At 43.7% G+C, this 15068-nt stretch carries 14 protein-coding genes; 5 read left to right on the forward strand and 9 right to left on the reverse strand.

Annotated features, from left to right (window positions below; genetic code table 11):
- Nucleotides 1–49 precede the first annotated feature (49 nt).
- Nucleotides 50–982, forward strand: coding sequence for a methionyl-tRNA formyltransferase (gene fmt / locus G6N79_RS13320; RefSeq protein WP_103905260.1), 933 nt, complete (start codon nucleotides 50–52; stop codon nucleotides 980–982).
- Here fmt and G6N79_RS13325 read toward each other — a convergent pair.
- Nucleotides 979–1185, reverse strand: a complete 207-nt coding sequence (locus tag G6N79_RS13325) for a helix-turn-helix domain-containing protein (RefSeq protein WP_103905259.1) — start codon at nucleotides 1183–1185, stop codon at nucleotides 979–981. The genes fmt and G6N79_RS13325 overlap by 4 nt on opposite strands.
- A 304-nt stretch (nucleotides 1186–1489) precedes the next feature.
- On the opposite strand from G6N79_RS13325, the gene G6N79_RS13330 reads away from it, so the two are divergent.
- The gene (locus G6N79_RS13330; protein WP_093096797.1) at nucleotides 1490–2350 is read left to right on the forward strand and encodes a sigma-70 family RNA polymerase sigma factor; all 861 of its coding nucleotides are present in this window, start codon (nucleotides 1490–1492) and stop codon (nucleotides 2348–2350) included.
- A 131-nt stretch (nucleotides 2351–2481) separates the two neighbouring features.
- On the opposite strand, the gene G6N79_RS13335 is transcribed toward G6N79_RS13330, so the two are convergent.
- The 6 genes from G6N79_RS13335 to G6N79_RS13360 all read right to left on the reverse strand — a co-directional run bounded on the left by G6N79_RS13335 (nucleotide 2482) and on the right by G6N79_RS13360 (nucleotide 7445).
- Nucleotides 2482–2811, reverse strand: a complete 330-nt coding sequence (locus G6N79_RS13335; RefSeq protein WP_093096800.1) for a helix-turn-helix domain-containing protein — start codon at nucleotides 2809–2811, stop codon at nucleotides 2482–2484.
- Nucleotides 2812–2917: 106 nt separating this feature from the next.
- Nucleotides 2918–4288: a UDP-N-acetylmuramate--L-alanine ligase gene (locus tag G6N79_RS13340; protein WP_103905258.1), complete on the reverse strand. Its 1371-nt coding sequence runs from the start codon at nucleotides 4286–4288 to the stop codon at nucleotides 2918–2920.
- Nucleotides 4288–5130 carry a 50S ribosomal protein L11 methyltransferase gene (gene prmA / locus G6N79_RS13345; RefSeq protein WP_103905257.1) on the reverse strand — a complete coding sequence of 281 codons (843 nt, stop codon included), beginning with the start codon at nucleotides 5128–5130 and terminating at the stop codon, nucleotides 4288–4290. Before prmA ends, G6N79_RS13340 begins: the two co-directional genes overlap by 1 nt.
- Nucleotides 5131–5133: 3 nt before the next feature.
- On the reverse strand, nucleotides 5134–5901 hold the full coding sequence (gene tpiA / locus G6N79_RS13350) for a triose-phosphate isomerase (RefSeq protein ID WP_103905256.1): 768 nt from the start codon (nucleotides 5899–5901) through the stop codon (nucleotides 5134–5136).
- Nucleotides 5902–5920: 19 nt separating this feature from the next.
- Nucleotides 5921–7123: a putative sugar nucleotidyl transferase gene (locus G6N79_RS13355; protein ID WP_103905255.1), complete on the reverse strand. Its 1203-nt coding sequence runs from the start codon at nucleotides 7121–7123 to the stop codon at nucleotides 5921–5923.
- A 73-nt stretch (nucleotides 7124–7196) separates the two neighbouring features.
- A complete protein-coding gene (locus tag G6N79_RS13360) occupies nucleotides 7197–7445 on the reverse strand; it encodes a type B 50S ribosomal protein L31 (protein WP_093096812.1) in 249 nt (82 codons plus the stop codon).
- A gap of 270 nt (nucleotides 7446–7715) precedes the next feature.
- Here G6N79_RS13360 and lysS point away from each other — a divergent pair, with 270 nt between their 5' ends.
- On the forward strand, nucleotides 7716–9434 hold the full coding sequence (lysS, locus tag G6N79_RS13365; RefSeq protein ID WP_103905254.1) for a lysine--tRNA ligase: 1719 nt from the start codon (nucleotides 7716–7718) through the stop codon (nucleotides 9432–9434).
- Between the two features lie 71 nt (nucleotides 9435–9505).
- On the opposite strand, the gene G6N79_RS13370 is transcribed toward lysS, so the two are convergent.
- Nucleotides 9506–10486 carry a hypothetical protein gene (locus tag G6N79_RS13370; RefSeq protein WP_103905253.1) on the reverse strand — a complete coding sequence of 327 codons (981 nt, stop codon included), beginning with the start codon at nucleotides 10484–10486 and terminating at the stop codon, nucleotides 9506–9508.
- A 190-nt stretch (nucleotides 10487–10676) separates the two neighbouring features.
- On the opposite strand from G6N79_RS13370, the gene G6N79_RS13375 reads away from it, so the two are divergent.
- Nucleotides 10677–11075: a hypothetical protein gene (locus tag G6N79_RS13375; protein WP_103905252.1), complete on the forward strand. Its 399-nt coding sequence runs from the start codon at nucleotides 10677–10679 to the stop codon at nucleotides 11073–11075.
- A 51-nt stretch (nucleotides 11076–11126) separates the two neighbouring features.
- Here the strand turns inward: G6N79_RS13375 and G6N79_RS13380 are convergent, their stop codons facing one another.
- Complete coding sequence (locus G6N79_RS13380) at nucleotides 11127–14018, reverse strand: M16 family metallopeptidase (RefSeq protein WP_103905251.1); 2892 nt, start codon at nucleotides 14016–14018, stop codon at nucleotides 11127–11129.
- 121 nt (nucleotides 14019–14139) lie between these two features.
- Between G6N79_RS13380 and xerD the strand changes: the two genes are divergently transcribed.
- Complete coding sequence (gene xerD, locus G6N79_RS13385; RefSeq protein ID WP_103905250.1) at nucleotides 14140–15033, forward strand: site-specific tyrosine recombinase XerD; 894 nt, start codon at nucleotides 14140–14142, stop codon at nucleotides 15031–15033.
- Nucleotides 15034–15068 lie beyond the last annotated feature (35 nt).

Consider the following 15068-nt stretch of genomic DNA (forward strand, 5'->3'; position numbering starts at 1 on the left):
CATCCAACAATGGCTGAGCAGGTATGCTCGGCATAAATAATAGATTTTTATGCGTATCGTATTTATGGGAACCCCAGACTTCGCTGTAGCCTCCCTACAGGCATTGCTTGAAGCTGGTGAAAATGTAGTAGCTGTGGTCACCACGCCGGATAAACCGGCAGGTAGAGGTCAGAAAATGCACTCCTCTGCCGTCAAGCAATTTGCCGAGGCGCAAGGGTTGCCCGTGCTGCAACCCACGAAACTGAAAGACCCCGAATTCATAGCGGAATTGCAATCCTACCAAGCGGATCTGCAGGTCGTCGTTGCGTTTCGGATGTTGCCGGAAATTGTATGGAATATGCCGCCCAAGGGAACCATCAATGTACATGCTTCCCTATTACCGAACTTCCGTGGCGCTGCTCCTATCAACCACGCCATTATTCAGGGTGAACGGAAATCGGGAGTGACCACCTTTTTACTGCAACATGAGATCGATACGGGAAATATCCTATTCGCCACGGAGGTAGAAATTACCGAGGAGAATACGGCCGGAGATCTGCACGACAAGTTGATGGTTGCCGGAGCTGAGCTATTGATCAAAACCGTTGAAGCGCTGAAATCGGGAAATGTAAACCCTATTCCTCAGGAATCCGTAGAAAACGCGGGCGCCTTGAAGCATGCACCAAAAATATTCAAGGAAGACTGTGAAATCGATTGGCATCAGAATACCGAGGCGATCTACAATAAAATCCGAGGCCTGAGCCCCTATCCGACCGCATTTACGCAATTGGATGGCAAAAGCTTGAAAGTATTCAAGGCGACGAAAGAAATTGTCGCGCAGACCGAAATCGCTGTTGGCGATTATTGGAGCGACGGTAAGAATGAGTTGAAATTTGCCACGTCAGACGGGTTTATCAAACTGTTGGATATCCAGATCGAAGGTAAGAAACGGATGTCCGTTCGGGATTTTCTACGTGGCTATAAACTAGAAAACAAGGGTTAATCCTCGACAAATTCAAACAGTTCGCCAGGTTGGCATTCCAGGGCCTTACATAGGGATTCCATGGTGCTCAACCGAATAGCTTTGGCTTTTTGATTCTTGATGATGGAAAGGTTCGAGAGGGTAATCCCTACGCGAGCACTCAATTCGTTGAGTGAAACTTTCTTTTTAGACATGATTTCATCCAGGTGAACAACTATAGGCATAGCTTTGTGATTAACATTTTTACGAATAACTAATTTCTTGACTAAAAAACAATTCCTATATCGAATTGTTTGATTAACTAGGAAAATGAAATAAAAATCTGCGTCACGGCGTTAAACAGTGTTAAATACGTGACAGTTGCGGATTTATCGTAAAATTGGAATGATTTTTGATGTTAGAAACACATCAGCTCAGCGCGCATAACTTACTCATAATGAGCTAATAATTTACAATTAGATTAGAATAATTTGAGATAAATTTGTTATGTTTGCACACATTTCAGAAAAGAAAGGTTTATTTATTTAGATGAGACAGCTCAAAATTACACAATCCATCACGAATCGTGAATCGCAATCACTTGATAAGTACTTACATGAAATCGGCAAGGTTGACTTAATTTCCGCGGAAGAGGAAGTTATCTTGGCTCAGCGGATCCGTGAGGGTGATCAGGTTGCATTGGAGAAATTAACGAAAACCAATCTACGCTTTGTTGTATCGGTAGCAAAACAATATCAGAATCAAGGATTGACCTTAGGGGACTTGATTAACGAAGGCAACTTAGGCTTAATAAAAGCAGCAAAACGTTTTGATGAAACCAAAGGTTTTAAGTTTATTTCGTACGCGGTTTGGTGGATCCGTCAATCTATTCTACAGGCAATTGCCGAGCAGTCTCGTATCGTTCGTTTACCATTGAACCAAGTAGGGTCATTAAGCAAAATCAGCAAGGCCTTCTCTAAATTGGAACAGGAATATGAGCGTGAACCATCACCAGAGGAATTAGCGGACATCTTGGAGACCACGGTCGACAAAGTGTCAGATACCTTGAGTAACTCTGGTCGTCACGTATCCATGGATGCTCCATTCGTGCAGGGCGAAGAGAATACCCTATTGGATGTATTGGAAAATAGCGATCCAGATACAGATAGCTCCCTAATTGATGAATCCCTTTCCGAAGAGATCAAACGTTCTTTAGCAACGCTTACCGAGCGTGAGCGCGAGATCATCGTTTTGTTCTTCGGTCTAGGTTCTAACCATCAATTGTCTTTGGAAGAGATCGGTGAGAAATTCAGCTTAACGAGAGAGCGTGTCCGCCAGATCAAGGACAAGGCGCTACAGCGCTTGAGACACACCTCCAGAAGCAAGATCCTAAAATCGTATTTAGGTTAAATCGAAATCTTCAGGAAGAAAATAGCGATGCGCAAAGTAACCTTTGCGCATTTTTTATTGCTTTTAGCGAACGAAATGAAAAACAAAAAGCCCCACCTTAAGGTAGGGCTTCAATTTCGCTAGCTTTACACTTATTTTTTGTGCAATTGTTCGTAAAGGTCGATAACTTTCTTCTGTAAGTCAATAACCTCTACTTCGCGTGCTTGTAAACGCTTCTGAAGTTCATTAACTTCATTCTGAATCTGTTTATCTTCCTCTGGGTCCGATGTTGATAACAGTTGGACCAACGACAAACCAAATAACTTGGAGATTTGATTCAATCTAGACAAATTGACATCAGTAATCCCTGTTTCAATTTTAGAAAACGCTGGAATAGAGATATCTAGCCTTTTAGCGACATCTTCTTGACTCCACCCCTTCTGGTGTCTAAGTAATCTAATTTTCTTTCCTAATGCATTCATGGGTAAAATGTAAAATATTTATTTATTAAGTAATTATCAAATTTAAACAAATAAAGTAAAATTCAAAATCTGTATATTAAAAAATTAAAAATAAATTGAAAGAATCTTAAAAATTTCTCAAAAATTTATCTGCAAAACTTGCCATATTTACTCCATTGTAGTTATTTGAACTCATAAAGAGTAAATTGTAGCCATTAGACTTAAATGATTCTAAAAAACCCTCTAAATCAGCCATTTGCGTGATAACGTGAAAAGATTGGTGATTGAAACCTTCGGTTAATCTCCAGATTAAATTGTCTAAAGCAATATTTTTTTCCTTGATTTGAGAGGTATTAACAAAAACGACAGCAAAATCTGATTCGTTCATGCTGTCCCGATACTCGGAAATCAAATCGGTGTCCAAGCTGTCGTAAGCATTCAGCTCAATGATGGTCACCAAGGCTTTATTCGGGAATTGTTCCTTTACCGCATGGATGCTGGAGCGCAACTTGCTCGGTGTATGGGCAAAATCCTGATACACCACGCTGCCGTTCTGGCTGGCCACAAATTCCAGATACCGAATCGAGCTCTTGAAATCCTGGATGGCGTGGTAGAATTCCTCACGCTTTACGCCCAACCACTCACATACCGTATAGGCACCGGCAATATTCGATAGGTTATGCTTGCCAAAGACCTTCAATGGAATCTGCTCATCACCGACCTGCAGATAGGTCACACCCTTGTTGATCGTATATTCAGGCATTTTATAACCATGTCTATTGATCTTGATGTCCATGGTGCGTTCTACGACCTCCTGCGTGTTCTTGTCGTCTTTATTGTATATAAGGGCACCCTTCGGCACGATCGTGCGAATAAAGTCCTCAAACTGCTTAAAATAGTCTTCTTTGGAGATCACCGTTTTGAAATGATCCCACTCTACCCCACTGATGAGGGCAATGTTCGGTTTATAGAGCAGGAATTTGGACTGTTTGTCCAACGGAGAGGCAAAATATTCATCACCTTCGATGATCATCAGGTTGTTCTCGGGATTCAACTGCAGGAGCTTGTCAAAGCCCTCCAGCTGCGCACCGACCAGGTAGTCGAAATTCTTACCCAATTTCTTGAGCACATGCATTACCATACTCGTGATGGTGGTCTTACCGTATGTTCCGGCGATAACCACACGCACCTTATCGGCACTCTGCTCATAAACGAATTCAGGGAATGAATAAATCTTCAGCCCCAGTTCCTTCGCCTTCTGCAATTCGGGATTGTCATCCGTGGCATGCATACCCAGGATGACGGCATCGATGTCTTCAGTGATCCGATCGGCAAACCAGCCCATTTCCTTCGGCAAGAGTCCGGCCTCGGCCAGATGTGACTTGGAAGGCTCAACGATCTGATCGTCGGAACCAGTTACCTGATGGCCCTGTTCGGCCAGATTAATGGCCAAATTATGCATGATGCTGCCCCCTATGGCAATAAAATGAATCCGCATTAGTTTGCTTTATTAAATTTTGCCGCGCACCAGTTGTCCAGTACTTTCTTTTCTACAAATTCAAACCCGAGCCTTCCTGCCTTTTCCGTCAGGATGTCCAGGTCCTCCCCGTCGTAAAATCCGGAGATGTACAGCTCCCCACCTTGTGGCAGGTCGGTAGCATAGGTTTCAAATTGATCCAACAGGATATTCCTGTTGATATTCGCTAGGATAGTCTGGAATGTACGACCTTCGATCGCTTCCTTCGATCCCAATTTCGCTTCGATGTTGGAAACGGAATTCAGGACCTTGTTTTCTTCCACGCTTTCCACGCAGATCGGATCGAAATCCACCGCCAGGATATCTTTAGCGCCACGTTTGGAAGCCAGAATGGCTAAAATTCCCGTACCACAGCCCATGTCCAATACTTCTTTTCCAGAAAAATTATTTTCAAGAATAAAAGACAGCATCATGGAGGTGGTTTGATGATGGCCAGTACCAAATGACATTTTCGGATCGATAATGATCTGATACGGGTATTCCGGGCGGTCCTCATGGAAGGTCGCCCGCACATAGCATTGGTCATCGACCAGAATAGGACTGAAATTGCTCTCCCACTCCTGGTTCCAGTTCTTGTTTTCCAATTCCTCTACCTCGTAAGCGATATCATAGTCGATTACCTCTGTTGCCAAAACCGTTTCCAGTGCTTGAATATCCAGATTCGAAGATGGGATATAAGCAATGAAACCTTGGTTCCGATCTTCAAACGTATCGAAACCAAGGTTTGCCAATTCAGCAATAAGCAAATCCTTTTGCCACTCCTCCATTGCTGAGGAGGTAAAAGCAACTGCTGTATACTTCATATATTAAGCGTTAAATACATTAATAATTTGCAAGAAATCTCTCGACTTCAGGGATGCACCGCCGATCAATCCGCCATCGATATCTGGCTGGGAGAATAGGCTCTGTGCATTGGATGGGTTGGCACTACCGCCATAAAGAATACTCGTGTTGTCTGCAACTTCAGCACCATACTGATCTGCCAAGGTCTGGCGGATAAAAGCATGTACCTCTTGCGCTTGCTCCGGTGAAGCTGTCAAGCCTGTACCAATTGCCCAAACTGGCTCATAAGCCAAGACAATATTTCCGAAAGCAGCAGCATCCAGGTGGAATAACCCTTTGCTGAGCTGCGTTTTGATCACATCAAAATAAGAACCGGATTCGCGCTCATCTTTGGTCTCGCCGATACAGAAGATCGGTTTCAAGCCATTCTTTAAGGCCACATCCACTTTGGTCGCCAACAGCTCATCCGTTTCACCGTAATAGGCACGGCGTTCCGAGTGGCCAAGGATAACATAGGCAGCACCGGTGGATTTCACCTGAGCGGCAGAAATTTCGCCGGTATAGGCTCCAGATTCGTGGTCATTGATGTTCTGTGCACCGATATGCACATTGCTAACGCCAGCGCTTAATTTAGATATAGCGGCTAAATGAATGAATGGACTACATACCACGACCTCTTGCTTCCCGATCACTTCATCTTTTACCATATTGACGATTTCGGAGAACAAGCTTACGCCCTGTTCGTATTCCATGTTCATTTTCCAGTTTCCTGCTACAATGTTTTTACGCATGTGATTATATTTTATATGTTTAATGTTGATTCGCTGTTCTCAAAAAAGCCGATTCTTCGAATATCTCCCAAAATACACCGATCATGTGATCTGCCGGTCGCATTCCGCTTGCCGAAGCTCGCCTGTCCAACATGGATTCAAATTTATCGAAATCATACACCACGCTGTCGGCATCGGTATTCCAAGTGAAATCAGGCACAAATTTGGGAATAAATTTTGACATTGCAACCTGTGCAGCAACGCCAATTACCGTACCTGTATTAAATGATGAATTAATCGCCGCCATGGCGTAATCCCCCATGAAAAGCCCACACTTCAGTACATCGGTCTCCCGGAACGTAAGTCCCTCATAGTCAAATAACCGTACAGGACTCCAATTGTTTTTTAAATTTGAATTGGAACTGCCGGCACCGATATTACAGCCCTCACCCAAAACCGAACAGCCCAGATACCCTTCATGGCCCTTGGCCGAATTCCCCCAGATAACCGTATTGTTTATCTCTCCCGCCACCGTACTTCCCGGACCGATCGTCGTGTTGGGATACAGCTTCGCGCCGATCTTTACACGTGATCCTGCACATACGGACACATATCCCCGCAGGAAAGTTCCCTCTTCGATGACCGCATTTTTACCGATATAAATCGGCCCCTCCAAACTATTGAGACTGGCCCCTTCCACCTGAGCCCCTTCTTCCACAAAAATCCATCCTCCATAAACGGTATTGCTGGAAGATAAAGGCTGGGATTGGCGGCCTTGGGTCAAAAGGTTGTAATCAAAAAGTAGTTGGGATCGGTTTTGCAGGAAGATATCCTCCAGAAAATTAAGATTGGCGATTTCCGCCGAACTGCGAAATGGCCGCAGCTGCGGGATCATTTCATCGATATTTTCTACCGGAGTGGACACCTTAAAAGCAACCCATTGATTGGCATCGAGCAATACATCGCCGACCTTTAGGTTTTGGAGCTCCTTTAACAGAGCTTCTGTCGGTAACACATTTGCCCGAATGTACAGGTATTCTTGGCTGTCGCCTTCCGGAAAGGGATAGGCTGCCTGTAAATAAGGTACCGTGGAATAGCCCACATCACAACCAAATACCTTGGACCATTTCTCCTGCAACGTCAATATTCCCACCCGAAGATGACCTACGGGTCTGCTTGAAGCAAAAGGAAAAAGACGCTTACGCCAATGGGCGTTATCGGATAATACAATGGTTAGCGACATGAACTAAAATTACATAAAAAATCCCGACAAAATAAATTTTATCGGGACCTGTACAGTGTTTTTAAGGCAAGAATTACTTCTTGTTGTAACGGCTACGGAACTTATCAATACGTCCTGCTGTATCAACCAATTTCATTTTACCAGTATAGAATGGGTGTGAAGTATGAGAAATCTCTAACTTAACCAATGGGTACTCATTACCATCTTCCCAAGTAATAGTCTCTTTAGTATCAACACAAGATTTTGTAACGAAAGCGTAGTCATTAGACATATCTTTAAATACAACTAATCTGTAGTTTGATGGATGCAAATCTTTTTTCATTTTATCTTATGATTACTATATAATTCAACAATTGAGGTGCAAAGATAATTTATTTTTCATTCAAATACAAAAAACAAATTATATTTTCCTTTCCACACCTGTTAATAAATTCCAGTTGCGATATACGGATCATTTGACCTATCCGTGTTCGCCTGCCAGAAGGACCACAAACATAAACAAATCCGCACAAATAAGCGCTTTTTTATTGTATTCTACCTTTAAATAGTTCTAATTTCATACTTTTGCAACACATTACAAGTTCTACGAAATATGAGTATCGGATTATCTGAACAAGAACAACAACGAAGGCTGAACCTAAAAGCCCTAATTGACCTAGGTATCGACCCTTTTCCGGCAGAGGAATTTAAGGTGAATGCGACTGCTGAAGACATTTTAGAAAACTACGAACGCGATAAGATCAACTATAAGAACATTACATTTGCTGGCCGTATCATGAGCCGCCGTGTGATGGGAAGTGCCTCCTTTATGGAGCTGCAAGATTCAACTGGACGGATTCAGGCGTATGTAAAGCGTGATGATATCTGTCCCGGCGAAGACAAGACCTTATATAATACGGTATTCAAGAAATTATTGGACATCGGCGATATCGTGGGCATCACGGGCTTTGTTTTCACCACACAGACTGGTGAGATCAGTATCCACGTGGAGACCCTAAAGGTATTGACGAAATCCCTTCGTCCACTACCCGTTGTGAAGGAAGCTGAAGGCAAGACATTCGATGCCTTTACAGATCCGGAACAACGCTATCGCATGCGCTATGTGGACCTGATCGTCAATGCACAGAACAGGGACATCTTTGTAAAGCGCACTAAGTTGTTCAACGCCATGCGTGAATACTTCAATAATGCAGGGTACATGGAAGTGGAAACCCCTATCCTACAGGCTATCCCTGGAGGAGCAGCGGCACGTCCATTTACTACGCACCACAATGCACTTGATATCCCGTTATACCTGCGTATTGCCAATGAATTATACCTGAAACGCCTGATCGTAGGTGGATTTGACGGTGTATATGAATTCTCCAAAAACTTCAGAAATGAAGGTATGGACCGTACGCACAACCCGGAATTTACAGCAATGGAAATCTATGTAGCCTATAAAGACTACAACTGGATGATGGAATTTACGGAGAACCTATTGGAACACTGTGCCATTGCAGTTAATGGAACAACAAAGGCACAATTTGTAGACCATGAAGTGGACTTCAAAGCACCTTATCCACGTGTCAGCATGACCGAAGCCATCAAGCAGTTCACAGGGTTTGACATCACCGGTAAAACCGAAGATGAAATCCGTGCAGCGGCAAAAGGCATGGGCATCGAGGTGAATGACACCATGGGTAAAGGGAAATTGATCGATGAGATCTTCGGTGAGAAATGTGAAGGCAACTTCATTCAGCCGACCTTTATTACGGACTACCCGATCGAGATGTCGCCATTGACCAAGAAACACCGCGACAACCCGGAATTGACCGAACGGTTTGAGCTGATGGTCTGCGGTAAGGAAATTGCCAATGCCTATTCCGAGCTGAACGACCCGATTGACCAACGCGAGCGTTTTGAGCAGCAGTTGAAACTTTCCGAGAAGGGTGATGATGAAGCCATGTTCATTGACCAGGATTTCTTACGTGCCCTGGAATACGGTATGCCGCCTACCTCTGGATTGGGTATCGGTATGGACCGTCTGATTATGTTCCTGACCAACAACCCGTCGATTCAGGAAGTATTGTTCTTCCCGCAGATGCGTCCGGAGAAAGTGGCCAAGGCAGCATCAGTTGCTGATTACGTAGCTTTGGGCATTCCTGAAGGTTGGGTGCCTGTATTGCAGAAAATGGGTTTCAATACCATTGAATCCCTAAAAGAAGCTAACCCGAACAAGGTATTCAACGACCTTGGCGGTATGCGCAAGAAAATGAAATTGGATATCGCTATGCCAACAAAAGACGACGTCTTGGCGTGGTTTGAATAACGAAAATCATCTATAGAAAATCCCCTAGAAGACCTTTCTCCTAGGGGATTTTTTTATTATCCGATAAAATCCTATTCTTCTATAACATCATATTCATAGTCGAAAGAGGTATAGAATCCCGAAAAGTCACTCAATTTGCGCAAATGATAGGAAATTGGGTAAATGTGATTCGCATACTTTTGATCTAAGAATTCAACTGTCTTATTGTAGAGCGCCAAAATCTTGTTCTTCCCCGATGCCTTTTCCATCAAAGCATCTTTCTGTGCACTCGTACGCGCATAGACGGCCAGTGAGGTCACATCCAACAGCTTGCCTTCTGCAGCACTTAGGCTCTCCCGATCAGCCAATTTTTTCAAAACTGCCCGTAACTCTTTTTCCTCCGCCTCCGATTGTACCAACATGACAGATCTTCTTCCATAATACGCCGCAGATACATAGCAGAGGTTTTCATCGTTCGCTTTCCGGATGTCCTCTTCAGAAATCAATGCATCTTTATCGGGGAGATCCATCGTGAAGTCGAAATTTTTCACCTCATTCGTGGTAGCCATGGTTGTCTTTACCGTCTTATAATCTGCCAGTAGCTTAAAAAACCGAGACCGCTCTTGTTTATCCGTAAAATACCAACTGAGGGCATGGTGATCCAACATGGCATTCCAGCCACTGAACGAAGCGGACGCATCCCCATCAAACCGCGTATTATTCAATAGGTATGTTTCAATCTTCATGAAATCGGGAATATCCTTGTAGCTCGGCTTGTCCTGGATCTTTAAAGCCGAAGAGATAATCACTGGAAGTTTTTTATAGTCGTTAAAATCTATTTTCTGGATTTCGTCACCTTCGCCTTGCATCTTCACTATTTTACCCGGATACAGCTGATCGGCATCCCGATCTACAACGGCAAAAGAAGTGATTTTATATTCAGACTTTACTTTTTTTACATTTTGTTCCGGCTCAGGCTTTGTTTTGGGAATATCGATCTTGTTTTCAGATTTGGAACAGCCAAACACACATAGGGAGAAGGCAAGAAATACATACGGAAGATATCTGGTCATGACTGTTTACATTTAGCTAGATACGTAAAATTACTACTCTAAAGTTAACAAATTATTAAATTTTAAAAAGAATTACCGAAATAATTTAAACCTATAATCAACACCAATTTATCACTTTGACTTATAAATGAGGCAGAATGGTTCCTTGGACTAATATTTGCTCCTCTTTTCGCAACCAAAAACATCCCATATGAAAAAGCTACTAGGCCTATCCCCTATACTTCTCCTGTTTGCTTGTGCAAGCACGCAGACCAATACGGATAAAGCACCAAAGATTGAGGGCAACTGGCGTTGGATCGAGACCACGGGCGGCTTTGCGGGCATCACGAAAACACCGGAGAACAGCAGCGATATCAAACACCTTCAGATCACAAAGGACAGTGTGTTCGCCTATGATCGCGGTGAATTGCAGTATGCACAAGCCTATAAATTAACCCTGGCCCAATCCCAGTTGAGCAATAAAACCGAATGGTTGCTGCATGAAGATCCCATGCGGACATTTATTTCCCGACAGGACAGTGTACTTGTATTAAAAGAAGATTGTTTTGACTGCTTTACCCATAAGTATGTTAAGATGCGTGAGAAATAAAAAAACGCCCTGAAATTCAGGGCGTTTAATTTTATCTCGAAATAATTCATCTTATTTCTTTGCTGCCGCAGCCGCTTCTGCTTTTTGCTCTGCTGCATCCGGCAATAGGATAAATTTGAATACATTATCCGTATTGAGGTACTTGTTCGCAACAGCCTTAACTGCCGCTGGAGTCACCGATTCCACATCCTTCAAATAACGTGTTACATAGGTTGGATCGGTCTGGTTCTGCCCAGCACTCACCAAACGGCTTGACCAGAAGTTGTTCTCTTTCAACTGAACTTCCAATTGACGTTTCTCTTCAATCACGAATTTATCCAGATCCACTTGTGATGGACCATCTTTTTTCAATTTGTTGATCTCATCGATTGCCGAATTGATAAGCGACTGGTATTTATCCATGCTCGTTCCAAAACCGATCATAAAGGAGAATCTTCCCGTAGGGAATTTGCTATAGTTGAAGCGAGCTCCAGTACCATAGACACCGCTCTCCTCTTCGCGCAAGCGTTCAATCAATTTGTTGGATAGGATTGTCTCCAAGGCATCAACAGCCACGTTTTCCTTTTCACTGTAGTCGTAATCACCATAAATGCTCAAACGTACCATGGCTTTCGCCTCTTTACCTTTGCGCGTGATGTTTTCTACCGCTTTTTTAGGCTCTAGAATCTTCAGATCCTTCGCTTCTTCCTTACGTCCTGTCGACGGTAAAGCCGCTAGGTAATTCTCTAGGTAAGGCTTAATCTCGTCTTCCGTAAAGGAACCAGTGATAACAAAGGTGAAGTCAGAAGCATCAGCAAAACGATCTTTATAGATTTCCAATGCTCTCGCTTGGTTCACTTGCCCTAACTCTTCCACATTATAAGGTACGCGACGGATGTTATCTCCGTACAAAGCACGTTGCATTTCATTGCTGTACACAAAGTTTGGATCATTGTGGCGGTTCGCCAACATATCTTTTTGCTTACTGATCGTTCCTTGGAAGATATCGTCCTCAATACGTGGTGCAGTGAAATAACCGTAGATCATTTCGAAAGCTGTTTTCAAACTTTCCTTATCTGTACTACCGTAGATTCCCTCCCAACGTTCAGAAATGTAAGGACTGATGTTCACTTGTTTTCCGGTCAGGTATTTCTGCAATTCGATCGTGTTCAATTGACCGATACCCGATCCGTTCACCAAGTTACCCGCGAAGTTAGCGGACATGTAGTCAGCATCCGAATACAAGGATGTACCACCCGGGCTGTACGCGGAGATCAAGATCTGATCGTTCTTGAATTTCGTTGGTTTCAACACGACTTTCACGCCATTGCTCAACACCAAATCCTTGGTTTCGATTGTCGCATTCGCTGATTCCGATTTGATGGATCCTTTCACAGGTTCTTTCGCCAACATCGGTAAGTCAGACACCTTATCATCATAAGCCTGCAACTCTTCCTTGTCGATATCCGCAAACCATGTGTTCACAGTCGCTTCGTTCGGCAGTTTATCTTTTTCACCTTCAGGTGCCAAGATGATCACATCTCTGTTTTTATCTACATAGAATTCCTTACCAACCGCTTCCACTTCTTTCAAGGTCAAAGTTGGCAATAACTGTTTTGTAATCTGATAGCGATCCTCATTGCTCAACGCTGGATTTTCTTCCAGGAAGTGCGCAAGGTACGTATTCACATAACTGTCAGACTTGCGTTTATCACGCTCGATATACGATGTTTCGTTGTTCTTTGCAATCTGGCTAACCGCACGTTTGAATTCCGTTTCGGTAAATCCAAATTTCTGGAAACGATCCAACTCACGAACAACTGCTTTGAAACCTTCCTCAAAAGCACCTGGTTTGGACACGAAGAAAGCGCCCAAGTTATCTAAGCCACCCAAGAATCCGGAAATATCCACTCCACCCTGGATGTATGGCGGGTTTGCTGATTGGCTAAGTTCGCTCAGACGAGAGTTGATCATGCTGTTGAACACATCCTTCAACAGATCGCGACGGTAATCACCGACAGTAACGATCTTTTCTTCCGGATGCTTGATCATGATCTGACCGATGGTATAGGTCATCTCTGGATCTGTTACAGCGACGAACTGGTTTTTCTCCAATAAGTCCACTTTATATTTTGTACGCGGTTGCGGCGTTTTAGGCACACGCATATCCGAGAACAGGCGTTTGATCTCATTTTCCATCTGCACTGGATCGATGTCTCCGACAACGATTAACGATTGCAGATCCGGACGGTACCACTGTGCATGGAAATTACGGATCACCTCAGGGTCAAATTTCATGACTACTTCCTCCGTACCGATCGGCAGACGATCAGCATAACGGGATCCGTTTAACATCACTTTGAAGTATTGGTCGCGCATACGTTGCATAGCACCACGGCCGCCACGCATCTCTTCCATAATAACACCACGTTCCTTATCAATTTCTTCTGTCGTCAACAAGGCATCCTGTGCCCAGTCACGCATCACCTGAAGTCCGTTTTTCAAAATCTCCGGATCATCAGATGGAATAGGTAATTGATAAACGGTTTCATCAAAGCCTGTATAGGCATTCAGATCCGATCCGAAGCGAACACCTACACGTTGCAGGTAATCCACTAGATCATTCTTCGGGAAATGCTTCAAGCCGTTGAAGTTCATGTGCTCCAGGAAGTGCGCCAAACCCAATTCCTTTTCCGTTTCTAGGATGGAACCAACCTTCACCGCTAAATACATCGTCACCCGTTTCTCAGGCTCGGTGTTCTTACGGATATAGTATTGGAATCCATTGGCCAACTTACCGGTTTTCACTTCGTTGTCAAACGGTAACTTCGCATCAAGTTTCAAGGAGTCTGTCGCGAGGATGATCTTCGCTTCAGGGGTAATACCGGTTGGTACATAAGCACTGGCTACTTCTGTCCCAAATGGCAACAAAAACGCTAGGGCTAGCGGTTTTAGAATTTTCATAATCTCAAAAAATATTTACTTGAATGGTTATTAATTTAAATTTGAGAGCCAATCTACGATAAATTATTTTATCATTAAAACAGATTGTTAAATCTTGGGATCTTTTAAATATATTTAACAAATGGATTGGGAGCTACTCAAAAAGGATTTTAAACGCTATTTATTACTGGAACGCGGCCTCAGTGACAACAGTATATTGGCCTACCTCAACGATGTACAGAAACTACAGAGTTTTGCTGAATCTCAACAAATTGCTTTAAAACAGATGCATACGAAGGATATCCAGGAATTTCTGCGTTGGGTCAATCAGTTTCCCATTTCCGAGTTCACCCAAGCACGTCTACTCTCCGGCATCAAAACTTTCTTCAATTTCTTGCAGGTTGAAAATCTATTGCCCAATAATCCTGCTGAATTGATAGAGACCCCACGGCTGGCGCGAAAGATTCCGGCGGTGCTGTCCATCCAAGAAATCGACGAGCTCATCGGAGCGATAGACCTATCGACTGCGGAAGGGATGCGCAACAAGGCTATCCTGGAAACGCTGTATGGCTGCGGCCTACGCGTTTCCGAACTCTGCAACCTCAAGATCTCCAACCTTTTTCTGGATGTGGAGTTCATCAAGGTGGAAGGCAAGGGCAATAAGGAACGTCTGATCCCCATCGGCCAGCAGGCCATAAAATACATCAAGATCTACATGGAGGAAGTTCGGGTGCATCAAACCATCAAGCATGGGCAGGAAGATTTTCTATTCCTCAACAGGCGCGGCGCACCCCTATCGCGCGTCATGATTTTCCTTATCATAAAGGACTTGGCTAGCAAGATCGGTCTGGAGAAGGAAATCAGCCCCCATACCTTTCGCCACAGCTTTGCCTCGCATTTGGTCGAAGGTGGCGCAGATTTACGGGCTATCCAGGATATGTTGGGCCATGAAAGCATCACCACTACGGAAATCTATACCCATATCGACAAAGAATATCTGCAAAGTGTCATAACACAGTACCATCCGCGATCATAAATGCAACAATGTTTACTTTAATTTGCAACGACATT

Source organism: Sphingobacterium lactis (assembly GCF_011046555.1).
Lineage (GTDB): Bacteria > Bacteroidota > Bacteroidia > Sphingobacteriales > Sphingobacteriaceae > Sphingobacterium > Sphingobacterium lactis.